This is a genomic window from cyanobacterium endosymbiont of Braarudosphaera bigelowii (assembly GCF_020885515.1).
Lineage (GTDB): Bacteria > Cyanobacteriota > Cyanobacteriia > Cyanobacteriales > Microcystaceae > Atelocyanobacterium > Atelocyanobacterium thalassa_A.
Genome location: NZ_AP024987.1, coordinates 278,889 through 294,763, shown reverse-complemented (window position 1 = coordinate 294,763; position 15,875 = coordinate 278,889). Strand labels below are relative to the sequence as shown.

Below are 15,875 nucleotides of genomic sequence, written 5' to 3'. Positions count from 1 at the left end.
CGCTAACATTGTTAATAATCTAAACTAACTTATCTATTTCAGAGGTATTGTTAATTTTATAATGTAAAACAATATTTAAACTTTAAAACATAATATAAGAATATTTTATAACTAAAAATACTCTTATACTATGTTTTTTTAAAATTAGTTTTCATATTAAACATTAGTATTATGAATATAGCACAATGTTTTAAAATCAGATGTTATCTTAAGAAATAAGAACTGAAATTAAATCTAATTGATAACTTCTTATTGAATAGATGTATGTTTTTGCATATATTGGCTAAAACTATTTGAGTCAAATTTCTTAGTCAAGATGGCTAATGTTCCACGAAGTTACATTATTAAATCTTATGAGCTTTCTACGTCTACATCCTGATACTTTAGAAGAAATTAAAGAAAGAACTAACATATATGACACTATTTCTGAATATGTTGTACTAAAAAGGAGAGGAAAAAATTATGTTGGTCTTTGTCCTTTCCATGACGAAAAAACTCCTAGTTTTACAGTTAATGCTGATAAGCAACTATATTATTGTTTTGGGTGTGGAGCGGGAGGGAACGCTATTAAATTTTTAATGGAAATTAGAAAAGAACCTTTTAATCAGGTTGTACTTGAATTAGCTAAACAACATAAGATTTCCATTAAAGACTTAGAAGAAGAAAATACTGAAATATTACAAGCAAGAATTTCGTTACAAAACCAACTTTATGAAATTTTAGCTACATCCGCAAATTATTATGAACATTTATTATATGAACCGATAGGAAAACAAGCTTTAGATTATCTTATTAATAAAAGACAATTAAAATCAGAAACTATATCAAAATTTAATCTAGGATATTCTCCAGAAGGATGGGAAACTTTATATTCTTATCTAGTAAAATGCAAAAACTATCCTGTAAGTCTTTTGGAGCAGACAGGAATAATTAAACCGCGAAATAAAGGCAGAGGTCACTATGATACATTTCGTGGACGAATAATGATTCCTATTAAAGATATTGAAGGACGTATTATTGCTTTTGGAGGAAGAAGCCTAAATAATCAGGAACCAAAATATTTAAACTCTCCTGAAACTTCTCTTTTTAGTAAAAGTAATATTCTATTTGCTTTAGATCAAGCTTATAAAAATATACGCAACTTGGATCATGCTATTGTTGTTGAAGGCTATTTTGATGTAATATCACTTCATGAGGCAGGTATCAAAAATACGGTGGCTTCTTTAGGTACTGCTTTTAGTAAAACTCAACTTAGAAAGTTATTAAGATATACAGATTCAAAGCAAATTATTTTTAATTTTGATGCTGATAATGCAGGAACTAAAGCTATACAGCGAATGATTACTGAAATAGACTCTTTAGTATATTCTGGACAAGTGCAGTTAAAAATTTTAAATCTTCCTAGTGGAAAAGATGCTGATGAGTTTCTAAAATTTAATCAAAACAGTGCAGAAAAATATTATAAGTTAATCAATAGTGCTCCATTATGGCTTGGCTGGCAAATCGAACAAATTCTATTAGACAAAGATTTAAAAAGAGCTGATCATTTTGAAAAAGTTGTAAAAGAAATGATGATCTTGCTGTCTAAATTGTCTGATTATAATAAGCGAGAATACTATATTCGGCATTGCTCAGAAATACTTTCTCAGGGAGATACAAGGTTAATTCCAATATATCTGAAAAATTTTCAGTTGCAGTTAGCCAAACCTATAGCTAATAATTTTAACAGTAAAAAATCTAAACAGTTTACAAAAGCAAATATACTTCTTGAAGATCAATTACTTAAAGAAGCTGAAATTAATTTACTAAAAGTTTATCTTCGTTACTCAGAATATCGTCGTAGGATATCAAAAAGCCTTGAATTTAAAAATTTATTTTTTAATACAAAGGAACATCGTATAGTATGGACAAAAATATTAGAAATTGAAGACAGTCATCAAAATAAAAATAAAACAGATAAAGATCAACTAAGTTATAGACTCCAAGAAACTATATGGGAATCATCCTTAGTAGAAACATGTGTTGATCAAATATTGAGTTTTAGTGAATTAGAACAACATGAAGACAATGAACGTTTAGATTTAATTATTAAAGCATCTTTAATATTTCTTGAAAAAGCTAGCTTAAAAAAATATTGTTACTATTGTAAAATAAAATATCAAATGATTGATAAAAATGAAGATTTAGTAAATTTTGAATATTATTTAAATGAATATATTACAAGCAAACAAAAAATATTAAAACTACAACTATCACAAAGCTTGTCAGAACTAGATGCTAACGATAATTAAATAATATTTAAATTAGAATAACAGTTCTTACTCTATGTATAGTTAAATCTAAAATTAACATAGTATTTAATTGTAATTATTATTTGAAAATTTTAAAATATTTTAGAAAAAATTAAGTTGTAACTAATTTGATAATTATTAATATTTTTTTAACTCTTTAATTTCTCTTACAAAAATAAGATTATTTAATATTAGTAATAATTAACTATTTAAAAAGTATTATTAATACTAGAAATAAAGTTTTGTCATCAAAACTTAGAGTATACGAATTAAATGCAAATATTTATTCAGCCAGTGCAATTAATAACATTGTAACCATTAATCTATTTCAGTAACTCGCCAGCTTAATTTTAGATTAAACCAAAAATTCCATAAAGTTACACAAACAATCGCAAAGAAATTAGCAAAATAACGATTGAATTTAAATGTGTTAAACAATACATTTAATAAAAAGATATTTAAAATCAAACCTGTCAAACAGATAATATTAAATTTTATAAATCTTCTAATTCTTAAGTGCTTACCAGGTTGAGAAAAAGTAATATCTCGAAATGTCCAGAAATCATTCCATATAAAATTATTAATAATTGCCAACTCTGCTGCAACAATTTTACTGCGAGTTAAAGGTAATCCTAAAGTATTATTATCACTCAATAAGTATAGAATGCTCATATCCATGATCATTCCACCCAGTCCTACTAAACAAAACTGAAAAAAACGTGTTGATAAAGATAATCTTAGCCTTATAAGATGTTGAAGATACTGGATATATTGTTTCCAAGTAACTTTACTTTCTCCAATTTGACGTTCTCTAAATATATAACCTATTTCGGATAACCAGTTAATTTTACCTCTTGCTGTAACTTCAATTAAAATTTTGTAGCCTACAGGGTTTAGAGTTTTGTTAATAATAGACCTACGACGTATCATAAAGTAGCCACTCATAGGATCAGAAAGACGACCTATTACTTCTGGCAATATTATTAGACCTAACATTTGTGCACCTCGAGATAAGAATCGACGAGCTACACTCCATTCACTTACTCCACCTCCTTCAACATGTCTACTAGCAACTGCAAGGTCTGCTCCATTTTTCATGTTCTGAAGAAGATCTAATAATATCTCCGGAGGATGTTGTAAATCAGCATCAATAACTCCTAAAATTTTTCCTTTGGCTGCTTGCCATCCACGTATAACCGCAGTAGAGAGGCCTTTCTCATTTACTCTACGCATAACACGAAGTTTAGGATAATCAGATATTAATTGTAAAGCTATTTGCCAAGTATAATCTGGACTATCGTCATCAACTACTATTAATTCATAATTATTAGGTATAACTTTGTCTAATAAATCACTTAAGATTTTAATAATATTTTGAATATTTTCTGCTTCGTTATAGGTAGGTAATATTAAAGAAAATTCAAGACAACTCTCTTCAATATTATTATCATTTACTGAAAGATCTAAAATCTTGAAAATACCTGAAGGAACAGGTAATAGAGATTTATTCATTAGTCATTAATTATGAAAATTCAATTTTTGCTGTTACGTTTAATCCGTTCCATATAAATCTACCATAAATCTTTCTATAAAGATTAAATATCAAAATAAAATAAAACAGAAAAGATTCTAGTTTTAAGAAGAAGTTTGTATTATCTTTAAATTCAAGAAAAGCATAAAAATGCAAATAAGAATATTGTTTTTTATATAGCCTTATTATGTAAAACTTTAATGGATACAAAAGATTTAGATAGCTAAATAATTGAATATTGATGGAATAAAAATATATTTTTTAGTAAAAATTATGAAGTGTAGTTTTTTACTGAAACATCTACGATATTTTTGAAAACTAAGATTTTTCATCTTTTTAAGAGGCAATATATTTCTTTATTAATATTAAATGCAAGATTATATTTTGAGAAAGAACAGATTAAAACAATAAATTAAACATAAGAATATATGATTAAAATATATGAAAACAATAAGTGAGATTTAATTATTATTTTCATTAAAAATAATAATAATGACTATAAAAATATATATCAAGTATCTAACATACCTGATATATAAGTAATATAAATAGAATTATTTAGTTAAGCAACATTTATTTTATTATCGTCCCCATTGCCTAATATATTTTCCTTTTAAGTAATTTTATCTAGATTTTTTAACTAATAATTCCTAATACTTATCAGGATTCTTATAATAATATATTTGAATCAATACGATATAATTTCATTACTACTAAAAATAACTAGATGGCACTTCAGGTCACTTAAAGGACAGAAAGTACAGCATGAAAGAAAATGAAACAAAAGTTTTACTAAAAGCAGAGGAATTAAGAAAAATATTAATAGTTGAGGTTTCAACTTAAAAAGGTCAACTTAATGAAAAAACCATTAATTTTAGGTATTAGCGGAGCTTCTGGTTTAATTTATAGTGTTCGTATTTTGAAATTTCTTTTAGAAGCAAATTATACAGTTGATATCGTAGCTTCTAAAGCTACTTATCTAGTATGGCAAGCAGAAGAAAAAATCAAAATGCCTCTAGAGCCTGACTTACAAGTACAGTTTTGGCGTAGCCAAGTAGGGGTACCAAAAGCAGGACAATTAAAATGTCATCGTTGGACAGATATTGGCGCGAGTATAGCAAGCGGTTCTTTCCGTACCTTAGGTATGATAATCATACCTTGTAGTATGAATACTATCGCAAAGCTATCATCGGGATTAAGTTTAGATTTATTGGAGAGAGTAGCTGATGTTCAACTAAAAGAGGGTCGTCCTTTAGTAGTAGTTCCTCGTGAAACTCCTTTGAGTCTAATACATTTACGCAATTTAGTAACTTTAGCAGAGGTAGGAGTAAAAATAGTTCCTGCAATTCCGGCTTGGTACCACAAACCTCAAACTATAGAAGATTTAGTAGACTTTGTCATAGTTCGTGTACTGGATCAATTAAATATTGATTGTCCTTTGATAAATCGTTGGGAGGGACATTCTGATATTAAATAAGACAAATAGTTTAAAAAAAAACAATTACACTATATATTTTGTTAATTAGCTTGCTTAAGTTTTTTAATTGAAAATTAGAAATTAACTACAGCTTATTTTCATCTCTTAACTTGTCATGTACTAATATAAAGCTATCTTTCAAATCTATTCAAGAAATCTAGAATAGGAAATATATTATGATTGAGTCTTTCATTTGAATATTACAAAATAATATAGTGATAAAATTTTGAGAATTCACCCTTGTTGAGAAATTTGATTAACTATATATTTACCAATTTCTAAAGAGGCTGTTGCAGCGGGGGAAGGAGCATTGCAAACATGTAATGAATTTTTGTTTTGAATAATTAAAAAATCATCTACGAGGCTACCATTATTTTTCAATGCTTGTGCTCTTACTCCAGCTTCACAACTAACAACATCATTTATAGTAATTTCTGGAATTAATTGTTGTAGACTCTTCACAAAAGCAGTTTTACTAAAAGAACGAATAATTTCCTTAACACCTTCGTTAGTGTGTTTTTGTACTAATTTCCAAAATCCTTTATAAGTAACTATTTCAAAAAATTCTTTAGCATCGAAATCAGTTTTCTTATATCCTTCTCTTTTTAAACTTAAGACTGCATTAGGTCCAGCATGAACACTACCATCGATCATACGAGTAAAATGCACACCTAGAAAAGGAAACTCAGGATTAGGAACTGGATAGATAAGGCTGTTTACTAAGTAGTTTTTATTAGGTTTAAGTTGATAATATTCACCACGGAAAGGAATAATTTGTGCTGGGGGTCTAAATCCATCTAATTTAGTAATAAAATCACTATACAAGCCTGCACAGTTGATCATAAACTTTGCTTTTATTTCCCCTTGTGTTGTTTCTAAAATTTTATTGTTTTGTATATTTCTGATGTTTATGACTTTTGTATTAAGTTTCAATTCACCTCCTTGTTTTTGAATTAAATCTATATACTTTCGACAAATTTTTGTATAGTCAGTAATACCTGCCTTTTCAACTTTAATTCCTTCTAGGCAATTTATGTAAGGTTCTTTTTCTTTAATTTCTTCAGCCGAAACTTTTTCTACTTCCAGGCCATTTTTTAATCCTTGCTGATATAAATTCTGTAACGCTGACAATTCGCTTTTTCTGGTAGCAACAATAAATTTGCCACATACTTTATAGGGAAGATCATATGTTTGACAAAATTCCACAATCGATTGGTTTCCTTTACGGGTAAACTCTGCTTTAAAACTGTTTGGTTTATAATAAATTCCAGAATGTATCACTCCACTGTTATGACCTGTTTGATGAGCAGCAATCTTATCTTCTTTTTCTATAATCAAAATAGATTTACTAGGAAAACGTTTTCCTAAACTCATCCCGACAGAAAGTCCAACTATGCCTCCGCCAATAATTACAAAATCATACATAATTTTTAAAATGAAACCTAAATGAAAAATGATAGCATTACTTTGAAACTTTAAAGTCTATTATTTACAGATTAAGAAATTTCTTCGAAAATTATTAACTAGTTTAAAGAAATTAGATACTAGTTTTCTATCTCAGATTTCATTTTTTCTAAGGTTATATTCATCTGATCAAACATCTGTTGTGGGGTGATCCCAAATTGTCCCAATTGATTTTTTAACTGTTGAACAGTTATTTGAGCCATAAAATCTTCAGATAATTCAAAACGTTTCATAAAAATTTTGTAGCGTTCCATAAGTGCTTCCATTTGCTCAATAAAGATCTTTTTTCCTTTACGATCAAATCTTCCGTATTCGCTTCCTAACTGTGTCAATGATTGATAATCTTCAAATAACTGCTTAGCTTCTCTCTGAACAATTTCCGAGTCATAAAATCCCATACTTAATTTTCCTTATGATTTAAATGTAAACCAATTGGATTAATAGTTAAATATTAACTGGTTTATATTGCTATTGTAGTTTATGTTGTTATTGTAAAAGAGTTGAAAGTTATAGAAAACTACGGTTTACCGTATCATAAATAAATTTAATAAATAATCTTAAGAACTCAATTTTTTTAAACGCTACATTCTGTCAATAAAGTGATATAGTATGGTATCGTAAATATAAAAAATCTAAAAATCGAGGCCTCAATGCAACGATTGGAAAAACTACTTACTCAACCCAAAAACCGTAAAGTTGGTATTACACTAGCTTTATTATCCACTGTGGTCCCTTGGCCTATTGCTGGAGTACATAAATTTTACCTGGGACAACCTGTTTGGGGAGTTATGTACTTTTTGTTATGGAATACTCCTATTCCTAGTATTGCGTGCGCAATTGATGCGTTATGGTACTTCGCTCAGGGTGAAGAACAATTTAACAATCAATTTAATAATTTACCTATTTTAGAACCTGCCAAGGCGAAATCTAAACTTCCTAGCATGGCTACTCATACACAGCAGGTTAGAAAAGTTGAGCCGTTACAAATTGACATGGTATCTGGAGGTTTGAGAGAGTTAGATAAGCTAAGAGCAGAAGGATTAATTACTGATTATGAATTTGAACAAAAACGTCGTCAGTTATTAGATAGGATTAATTAAACTTCCTAATTGTGAAGCATTTAATTTAGAATATTTCATATAAACTTAGATGTAGATCTTATCTATATTTGAAATACAAATTATTTTTTATTATGATATTTTCTTTTTTAGCGAACAAATTAAACTCTCAAAAGAGAAGTCTTCGGGAACGTATTAAAAATGATCCATATCATCGTTTTACTTCTTTTGAAGAAATATCCATTGCAGAAGAGTTAGGAGTTAAAATTGAAATTGATAAGGCTAATGTTGACGATTTATTGAGGTTACCTGGAATATCAATTCACCAAGCTCGTAGTTTAGTGGAATTAATCAATTCAGGAGTAGAAATTTTGTCTGTGGAAGACATGTCAGCCGCACTAAAAATTCCTCTTCAACGTCTTCAACCTTTAGCAAAGATTTTAGCTTTTTCTTATTATGATCCTGAAAGTGCTTTAACACCACAAAGGATCAATATAAACTTAGCAACTTTAGAAGAGCTCAAAGGAATTAATCCTATTAGTAACCTAATGGCAGAAGAAATTGTAAAAAATAGATTGACAAGAGGTGATTTTAAAGACTTAGCTGATCTCCAAAAAAGATTAAAGTTAAATGGAAAACTTGCATCGGAAATTATGCATTATCTATATTTCTAGTTCTAATAAATATTTCAGTTTGATAGTTATTGAATAATAATTTCTTGACATAAAATTAAAAACATCAAGCTTCATTTTTTCACTTAGACAACATTATGAAATACATTGCAGATACTTCAAAAAAAATCTTATATGTTATTCAATATGTTAATCTAATAACATATTAACTACTTATTATAAATTTTGTAAGTTGTCGAATAGTAAAACCATAATCCTCCTGTTGTTTAATATTGTCAAACTTATTTGAAAAATTAGATACAATGACTCCTTTAAAACCATTAGTTTACTTTATTGGTGCTGGTCCAGGTGATCCAGAACTGTTGACTTTAAAGGCATATAAAATAATTACTCAAGCTGATGTTATTTTATATGCAGATTCTTTAATTCCAAAACAAATTTTACAAGATGTTCGCAAAGATGCACAGCTAATTACTACTGGAAATAAAACTCTTGAGAGTATAATAGAGTTAATAAAAAATAGAGTTGAACATGGTTATACTGTTGTACGTCTTCATTCAGGAGATTTAACACTTTATAGTGCAATCTATGAACAAATTACTCTTCTGATTAAAGAAAATATTAAATTTGAACTAGTTCCCGGTATTAGTGCTTTTCAAGCAGCAGCAGCTAAAATTAGCGCAGAATTGACAATTCCTGAGCTAGTGCAGACAATCATATTAACACGTGTAGACGGTGCTGCGTCGAAAGTGCCCAGTCCTGAAAAACTAGAAAAATTAGCGGCTCATAAATCAAGTCTATGTCTTTATTTAGCAGCACGTCATGCAGAAAAATCACAAGCTGCACTCCTCAAACACTATCCCTCTAATACTTTAGTTGCTATATGTTTTCGAGTTGGCTGGCCAGATGAAGTAATTCGAATTGTTCCTTTAGAAAACATGGCAGAAGTTACTCAAAAAGAAAAACTTATTCGCACTACTCTCTATATTATTAGTCCCGCTCTAAAAACTAACATTGATAATCGTTCTAAGTTGTATCATCCTGATCATAATCATTTATTTAGGCCCGAAAGAAATAAGAATATTTGAGAATTTTCATCCTTATAAAAATCGAGAGATTAACTAATAAGACATAGTTCTTAGTTCTTTTATTTAAACGATATAATATATTTACCCTAACGTGCTATACATATTTATAAAGAATAATATGTATATTTTTTGATTGAAAAAACTATATTAATATCAATATTCATCGATACTGCATAAATTATGTTTTGAAATACTTCATAATATAAGAAACAAGTTAATTTTTTAAAGAACTATGCGTGTAATTTTGATGACTGGTAAAGGAGGAGTTGGTAAAACCTCTGTTGCTGCTGCAACTGGTATGAAATGTGCTGAATTAGGGTACAAAACTTTAGTATTAAGTACAGATCCTGCTCATTCCTTAGCTGATAGTTTTGATTTGGAGCTAGGACATAAACCTGTTGCAATTCGTCCTAAACTATGGGGAGCCGAATTAGATGCTCTCATGGAACTAGAGGGAAATTGGGGAGCCGTAAAAAGATATATTACTCAAGTTTTACAAGCTAGGGGTCTGGATGGAGTACAAGCAGAAGAATTAGCTATACTACCAGGAATGGATGAAATTTTTGGATTAGTAAGAATGAAACGCCATCATGATGAAGGCGAATATGATGTTTTAATTATTGACTCTGCACCTACAGGAACTGCATTAAGATTATTAAGCATTCCTGAAGTTGGGGGATGGTATATGAGAAGATTTTATAAGCCTTTACAAGGAATGTCTGTTGCTTTACGGCCTTTAGTAGAACCACTTTTTAAACCAATTGCTGGATTTTCACTACCTGATAAAGAAGTTATGGATGCACCTTATGAATTTTATGAACAAATCGAAGCTTTAGAAAAAGTTTTAACAAATAATAAACAAACTTCCGTTAGATTAGTTACTAATCCTGAAAAAATGGTAATCAAAGAATCGTTGAGAGCACATGCTTATTTAAGTTTGTATAATGTTTCTACTGATCTAGTAATTGCTAATAGAATTATTCCTGATACAGTTAATGATTCTTTCTTTGAAAAATGGAAAAATAGCCAGAGTATCTACAAACAAGAAATTCACAATAACTTTCATCCTTTACCTGTTAAAGAAGTTCCCTTATTTTCACAGGAATTATGCGGAATGGAATCATTAGAAAGATTAAAAGAAATACTTTATAAAGATGAAGATCCAACTCAAGTTTATTACCAAGAAGATACCATTCGTATAATCAAAGAAAAGGATATCTGTAGTTTAGAATTATATTTACCAGGAATTCCGAAAGAACAGATTCAACTTAATAAAACTGGGGATGAACTAAATATTAGAATCGGTAATCATAGACGTAACCTCGTTCTACCAAAATCTTTAGCTTCTCTTAATCCCTCAGGAGCTAAAATGGAAAACGATTATTTAAAAATTTCTTTTGTTAATATGACTAGCAATTATAGTTGAAGTTAACTGTGAAACAATATTTTAGAGTAATAATACAATGATATATTAACGTTTATCTTAAATTATTACTCTGAATACATTATAGTTTTCAATTAACAATTTAACTTAAGAAAAATATTAATTTTTTTGTAAGTAGTTCATTAGTGAACGATACATTAAATCAGTTGGAACCTCTTTTTGTAACCATAACCCTAGTGCAGCAGCACCTTGATGAACTAACATTTTTGAACCATTAATAGTTGCTAATCCTAAATTAGCAGCATCTTGAAGCAAGATAGTTGAACTTGGAGTATAAATTAAATCATATATAATTGCTGTATTAGGTAATTGTTTTAGAATTTCTTTCGCGATAGGAGAATGATTGATATTAGGATACATCCCAATGGGAGTAGCATTAATAAGTAATTGAGTCTTATCTAATATTTTTGGTAATTCGCTAAAACGATAAATATTAATACAGTCAAAAAGCTCACTAGCTGACCACCTTTCTCTAAAATTTTTTAATCGATCATAGTTTCGTCCCACTATGATAATTTCAGTACATCCTAGTTCTGCCAAAGCAACCATAGCTGCTTTGGCAGCTCCACCGTATCCTAAAATGATAGGTTTAGTATTTGACCAATTATAATTTAATGGCTTTAGTGATGCTAAAATACCAACGACATCTGTATTAGTACCATACCACCCTTCATCTGTATACCAAACAGTATTCACTGCACCTATTAGTTGAGAAACTTTAGTCGCTTTAAAAAGTAAAGGTAAAATAGTTTCTTTATGAGGGATCGTTACATTGAAGCCCACTACTCCAATATTAGCAAGTCCTATTAACGCACTATTTAAATGTTTTTGGGTAACAGTAAAAGGAACATAAATATAGTCCATTTCTAATTCAGAAATAACTGTGTTATGCATAATCGGAGAAAGAGAATGTTCAACAGGATCTCCTATAATTCCTAAAAGCTTTGTTTTCCCAGTAATTTGATACATAAAAATTACAAAAAATGGTTAAAACTTGAAATAATAAAAGTCATTTCAAGATAAAATATATGATTATTTACTACAATCATTGTATATGTAAAAAAGAAGCTACAGTTTAAACTAATGTTTAAACTGTAGCTTCTTTGATAATTCTTTTATATGAATTGTGATGATAACTTAATATTCTTTAAAAGCTCATGAAATAGTCTAGGTAATTCTTCAATAATTACCTCTTGTGAATTTTTTGTTTTTCTTTCTACTACTTCTACTTTGCCAAATTTTAATGTTCTTCCCGTCACTATTTGATAAGGAATTCCAATAAGCTCAGCATCTTTAAACTTAACACCTATTCGTTCAGTACGATCATCTAAGATAGTCTCTATCCCAATATTGTTTAAATCATGATAAATCTTTTCTGCAATTTCTATTTGTTTTTTTTCATTCATATTTGGAACTACAATAATAGCATGATAAGGAGCTATTGCAAGTGGCCAAATAATTCCATTTTTATCATAATTTTGTTCCACGGCAGATTGAACTAAACGGGAAATACCAATACCATAACATCCCATTGTAATAGGTTTTTCTTCACCGTTTTTATCAGTAAAGGTCGCTTTCATTTTCTCCGAATATTTTGTCCCTAATTGAAAGACATGTCCTACTTCAATTCCTTTTTTGCTCATTAACTTTTCGTAATTGTCGTTAGAAACCTTATCACCTTCCTTCGCTTTTCTAATATCAAGAATTAACTCCGGTAATCTATGTGATTGTCCCCAATTTCCTCCCACAATATGATGATCTAATTTATTAGATCCGGTAACAAAGTTTTTGAGATTAATAACAGTTTTATCTGCAATTCTTAAAAAAGAAGACTCAATATTCTCTTTGGAATTAATATAAGAGTCTTTTAGATCTGGACCAATATAACCTAATGGCAGTCTATCCTTAAGTAAAGATTCTTGATCAGAAATTTTTAGAGTTAATAATGTTGATGCTTCGTATTTAAAAGCTAAATAATTTAATTCATTACTAAGTTTTACTTCGTTAACATCTTGATCTCCTCGGATACTTACTAAAATTAATATACTTTTTTGGTTATCATAAGTTGCTTTATACAATAAATTTTTAACAATATTAGTGAGAGAACAATTAAGTAACTCAGATAGCTTTTTTAGTGTATTACAGTTTAAAGTTTCTCTCTCTTCATAACTATCAAAAGGTGATATATCTTCTGGGTTAGGTATAGAAGTTGCTTTTTCTGCATTAGCCGCATAACTACCATCTTTTGTATATAAAATTTCATCTTCTCCGACATCTGTTAAAACCATAAATTCTTGAGAAGCTAGACCGCCTATCGCTCCAGAGTCTGCTTCTACAACATGAAAAGACAGTCCACAGCGCTCAAAAATTTTACAGTAAGCTTGGCTTACTGCACTATAATTCTTTTGAAGATTTTCTATATTTTCATCAAAAGAATAGGCATCTTTCATCATAAACTCTCTACTTCGCATCAAACCAAAACGAGGACGGATCTCATCTCTAAATTTCGTTTGAATTTGATATAAATTTAGAGGCATTTGTTTATATGATGTAATCATATCTCTAACTATTGATGTGATGATTTCTTCATGAGTTGGCCCTAAAGCTAATTCTTTTTTTTGCCTATCTACTAGGGAAAACATAATTCCCTCAGCTTTAGTATAGGTTTCCCATCTACCTGATTCCTTCCATAAATCTGATATCTGTAGTTGAGGTAATAAACATTCTTGAGCTCCAACGAAATTCATTTCTTCTCGTACTATTTGAGAAGTTTTTTGTAATACTCGCCACATTAAGGGCAAATAAGAATAAATACCACTACTAATACGACGAATATAACAAGCTCTTAACAATAATTTATGACTCATTATTTCTGCTTCAGCAGGGTCTTCGCGTAAAGTCACAAACAACACTTGGGATAGTCGCATTTAAAGTTTTCCTCACAACTACGGGACATATAATTATCTCATCTTCTGGAGAGAAGAACTTGTTTAAATAAAATCAATCATAAAAATTATTGAATTATTTAGATGTTGTACAAAATTTATGATTTCATAGTGTTTTATACAGTAATATATTGTTTCCATTATTTCGAAGATTAGAAATTGCTAAAAATTTAAATTATTAACCTCACCAATGTCTATGCTGATATCTAGTCCCATAAAAAAAGATAAGAAACAGTACTAGCTGACTTCATTCTGGTCTAGAAATTTCTGAAAATATTTTGGAATAGTTTTTGACCGAAAAGATGACAGTAGTTACCATAATTTCAAGATTGGAAATCTTTTAAATATCTAGATATCCTTATTTATATTAGTTCAAATAAATTTGCTAAGAGAAATAATGACATTTCGAAGAAACCAGGAACTGGAAAACCTTTTTTAACAAAACCATTAATTTCAAAAATGATTAAAAGAAAATAGCCGTTAGTTTCATGCCTGATATACATTCAGAATATAGTTAAAAAGCAATAGAAAAAATCTTTTCAGATTTTTTCTATTATATATTTCTAGGACAAGTAGAGATCTTTACATTAGATTATCGAGAATTATATTTAAGTTATAAACAGATTAATATTAAAGATATCCTACTTACTCGATAAGAATTAAAGATTTCTGAAGTAAGTTTAGAAAAAGCAAATATTTTGGAGGATGAATGTGAAGATTTTTGGATAACATAACTATTAAGTGTGACAGATGAGACAAGTAAACTATTTTGTCAGAATAAGTAAAGCTAAAAAAGATCAACTATGAATTTGCAAAGAAATTCGATATATTCTAAAGATTCTAATATTTAATTAATATATGTCTACAAAACTATATTAATTAAATATTAGAATCTTTAGATATTAAGCAACACGTTATTATTAAATTTAGCCTTCAGTTATATATGCTTTCTTATATGTTAGCAACTTAATATGATTACATAAAGAAAGCAGAAAATTTTCTACAAATTAATTTTTTTTGATTGTAGGAACAATTAATAATTACAGACGAAGAGACTCATTATTTTTTATCTGAAAATTGTTCATCAAACTATTTTTAGAGAAATAATGAAGTACTTTATGATCCTATTAATTATATATTAAAGATCATCAGAAATTAAAGACAAGTTTGCTTAACTAATTCAAAGAAAGATTACCTATTTATTAAATAATGAGAAATGTATAGATACTATTTTTGTGGAGGTTTTGGAAGACAAAGTCTCTATTCAATGTTAGCGAAAAATTAAAAGCAAGAAATCCTAACACTAGAAGATGTTCTTTCGATACCTGTTGTTCTAAAAACTACTACTTATAATAAGAAAATAATATAGAAATTAATAATATTAACTGAAAAGAAGTGCTTGATGAAGAAAAATTTAACACTACAAAAAAAGCAAAATTAAAATTAAGATTTTGCTTTTTTGTATCTAACTTATTGTTAAATGTTAAGCTATTAAATTTATAAAAAAGAACTTAAATTATAAAATTTTATATTTAAGACCAAAGTATATTTGAAATTATCTATATAGTGACTGCTACAAGAAATAATATCTTATACACAAAGTAGAAAATATTATTACGATTTAACCTGACAGAATTATTTTTAACCAAATTCCATATATAACTCAGATAATTAATATGTAATTAATCGCTATTTTAGTTTATATAATTTTATTGCAAGATAAATATGAGTCGTCTATCTAAATTTTTTCAGGTTGTTTCAAGTTTATTAATCGGAGTTTTCCTTTTTTCAGGTAGTATTTGCCTTTTAGCATATATTATTTTTTATAAGATGTCAGTTACTCCTAACAAGCCAATTTTTATTGAAGAAAACTCTTACGATCAAATAGACAGTAAAACTAACATTTTCTAAAAAAAATTAATCAATCAATAATTAGATGAATATT

12 protein-coding genes are annotated in these 15,875 nt (G+C 28.5%); 7 read left to right on the top strand and 5 right to left on the bottom strand.

Translation table 11 applies throughout. The annotated features are described in order from the left end of the window. The first annotated feature begins 353 nt into the window (after positions 1–353). Positions 354–2,291, top strand: coding sequence for a DNA primase (gene dnaG / locus LPC16_RS01290; protein ID WP_229637453.1), 1,938 nt, complete (start codon positions 354–356; stop codon positions 2,289–2,291). Positions 2,292–2,609: 318 nt separating this feature from the next. Here the strand turns inward: dnaG and LPC16_RS01285 are convergent, their stop codons facing one another. Then, on the bottom strand, positions 2,610–3,803 hold the full coding sequence (locus tag LPC16_RS01285; RefSeq protein ID WP_229637452.1) for a glycosyltransferase: 1,194 nt from the start codon (positions 3,801–3,803) through the stop codon (positions 2,610–2,612). Positions 3,804–4,678: 875 nt separating this feature from the next. On the opposite strand from LPC16_RS01285, the gene LPC16_RS01280 reads away from it, so the two are divergent. Continuing rightward, positions 4,679–5,299 (top strand): flavin prenyltransferase UbiX, encoded by a 621-nt coding sequence (locus LPC16_RS01280; RefSeq protein ID WP_229637451.1) that lies wholly within the window; start codon positions 4,679–4,681, stop codon positions 5,297–5,299. Between the two features lie 234 nt (positions 5,300–5,533). Here the strand turns inward: LPC16_RS01280 and lhgO are convergent, their stop codons facing one another. Continuing rightward, positions 5,534–6,724 carry an L-2-hydroxyglutarate oxidase gene (lhgO, locus tag LPC16_RS01275; RefSeq protein ID WP_229637450.1) on the bottom strand — a complete coding sequence of 397 codons (1,191 nt, stop codon included), beginning with the start codon at positions 6,722–6,724 and terminating at the stop codon, positions 5,534–5,536. A gap of 119 nt (positions 6,725–6,843) precedes the next feature. Continuing rightward, positions 6,844–7,161, bottom strand: coding sequence for a DUF1825 family protein (locus LPC16_RS01270; RefSeq protein ID WP_040054483.1), 318 nt, complete (start codon positions 7,159–7,161; stop codon positions 6,844–6,846). Between the two features lie 252 nt (positions 7,162–7,413). Here LPC16_RS01270 and LPC16_RS01265 point away from each other — a divergent pair, with 252 nt between their 5' ends. The 4 genes from LPC16_RS01265 (at position 7,414) to LPC16_RS01250 (ending at position 10,967) form a co-directional block, all read left to right on the top strand. Further along, positions 7,414–7,863: an SHOCT domain-containing protein gene (locus tag LPC16_RS01265; RefSeq protein WP_040054484.1), complete on the top strand. Its 450-nt coding sequence runs from the start codon at positions 7,414–7,416 to the stop codon at positions 7,861–7,863. Between the two features lie 92 nt (positions 7,864–7,955). After that, a complete protein-coding gene (locus tag LPC16_RS01260; RefSeq protein WP_040054485.1) occupies positions 7,956–8,495 on the top strand; it encodes a ComEA family DNA-binding protein in 540 nt (179 codons plus the stop codon). A 260-nt stretch (positions 8,496–8,755) separates the two neighbouring features. Continuing rightward, positions 8,756–9,541, top strand: a complete 786-nt coding sequence (gene cobM, locus LPC16_RS01255) for a precorrin-4 C(11)-methyltransferase (protein ID WP_229637449.1) — start codon at positions 8,756–8,758, stop codon at positions 9,539–9,541. Positions 9,542–9,773: 232 nt separating this feature from the next. Then, complete coding sequence (locus LPC16_RS01250) at positions 9,774–10,967, top strand: TRC40/GET3/ArsA family transport-energizing ATPase (protein WP_229637448.1); 1,194 nt, start codon at positions 9,774–9,776, stop codon at positions 10,965–10,967. A gap of 117 nt (positions 10,968–11,084) precedes the next feature. On the opposite strand, the gene LPC16_RS01245 is transcribed toward LPC16_RS01250, so the two are convergent. Then, a complete protein-coding gene (locus LPC16_RS01245; RefSeq protein WP_229637447.1) occupies positions 11,085–11,954 on the bottom strand; it encodes a shikimate dehydrogenase in 870 nt (289 codons plus the stop codon). 146 nt (positions 11,955–12,100) lie between these two features. Continuing rightward, entirely contained in the window at positions 12,101–13,912 is a 1,812-nt protein-coding gene (locus tag LPC16_RS01240) for a proline--tRNA ligase (RefSeq protein WP_229637446.1), read from the bottom strand. Positions 13,913–15,655: 1,743 nt separating this feature from the next. On the opposite strand from LPC16_RS01240, the gene LPC16_RS01235 reads away from it, so the two are divergent. Then, positions 15,656–15,841, top strand: a complete 186-nt coding sequence (locus LPC16_RS01235) for a hypothetical protein (RefSeq protein ID WP_229637445.1) — start codon at positions 15,656–15,658, stop codon at positions 15,839–15,841. Positions 15,842–15,875 lie beyond the last annotated feature (34 nt).

What these genes read in the sequence shown, in the direction of transcription:
- LPC16_RS01260 (WP_040054485.1), top strand. Translation starts at nt 7,956, where the DNA reads ATGATATTTTCTTTTTTAGCGAACAAATTAAACTCTCAAAAGAGAAGT.
- lhgO (WP_229637450.1), bottom strand. Translation starts at nt 6,724, where the DNA reads ATGTATGATTTTGTAATTATTGGCGGAGGCATAGTTGGACTTTCTGTC.
- dnaG (WP_229637453.1), top strand. Translation starts at nt 354, where the DNA reads ATGAGCTTTCTACGTCTACATCCTGATACTTTAGAAGAAATTAAAGAA.
- LPC16_RS01245 (WP_229637447.1), bottom strand. Translation starts at nt 11,954, where the DNA reads ATGTATCAAATTACTGGGAAAACAAAGCTTTTAGGAATTATAGGAGAT.
- LPC16_RS01270 (WP_040054483.1), bottom strand. Translation starts at nt 7,161, where the DNA reads ATGGGATTTTATGACTCGGAAATTGTTCAGAGAGAAGCTAAGCAGTTA.
- LPC16_RS01250 (WP_229637448.1), top strand. Translation starts at nt 9,774, where the DNA reads ATGCGTGTAATTTTGATGACTGGTAAAGGAGGAGTTGGTAAAACCTCT.
- LPC16_RS01265 (WP_040054484.1), top strand. Translation starts at nt 7,414, where the DNA reads ATGCAACGATTGGAAAAACTACTTACTCAACCCAAAAACCGTAAAGTT.
- LPC16_RS01240 (WP_229637446.1), bottom strand. Translation starts at nt 13,912, where the DNA reads ATGCGACTATCCCAAGTGTTGTTTGTGACTTTACGCGAAGACCCTGCT.
- LPC16_RS01285 (WP_229637452.1), bottom strand. Translation starts at nt 3,803, where the DNA reads ATGAATAAATCTCTATTACCTGTTCCTTCAGGTATTTTCAAGATTTTA.
- LPC16_RS01280 (WP_229637451.1), top strand. Translation starts at nt 4,679, where the DNA reads ATGAAAAAACCATTAATTTTAGGTATTAGCGGAGCTTCTGGTTTAATT.
- LPC16_RS01235 (WP_229637445.1), top strand. Translation starts at nt 15,656, where the DNA reads ATGAGTCGTCTATCTAAATTTTTTCAGGTTGTTTCAAGTTTATTAATC.
- cobM (WP_229637449.1), top strand. Translation starts at nt 8,756, where the DNA reads ATGACTCCTTTAAAACCATTAGTTTACTTTATTGGTGCTGGTCCAGGT.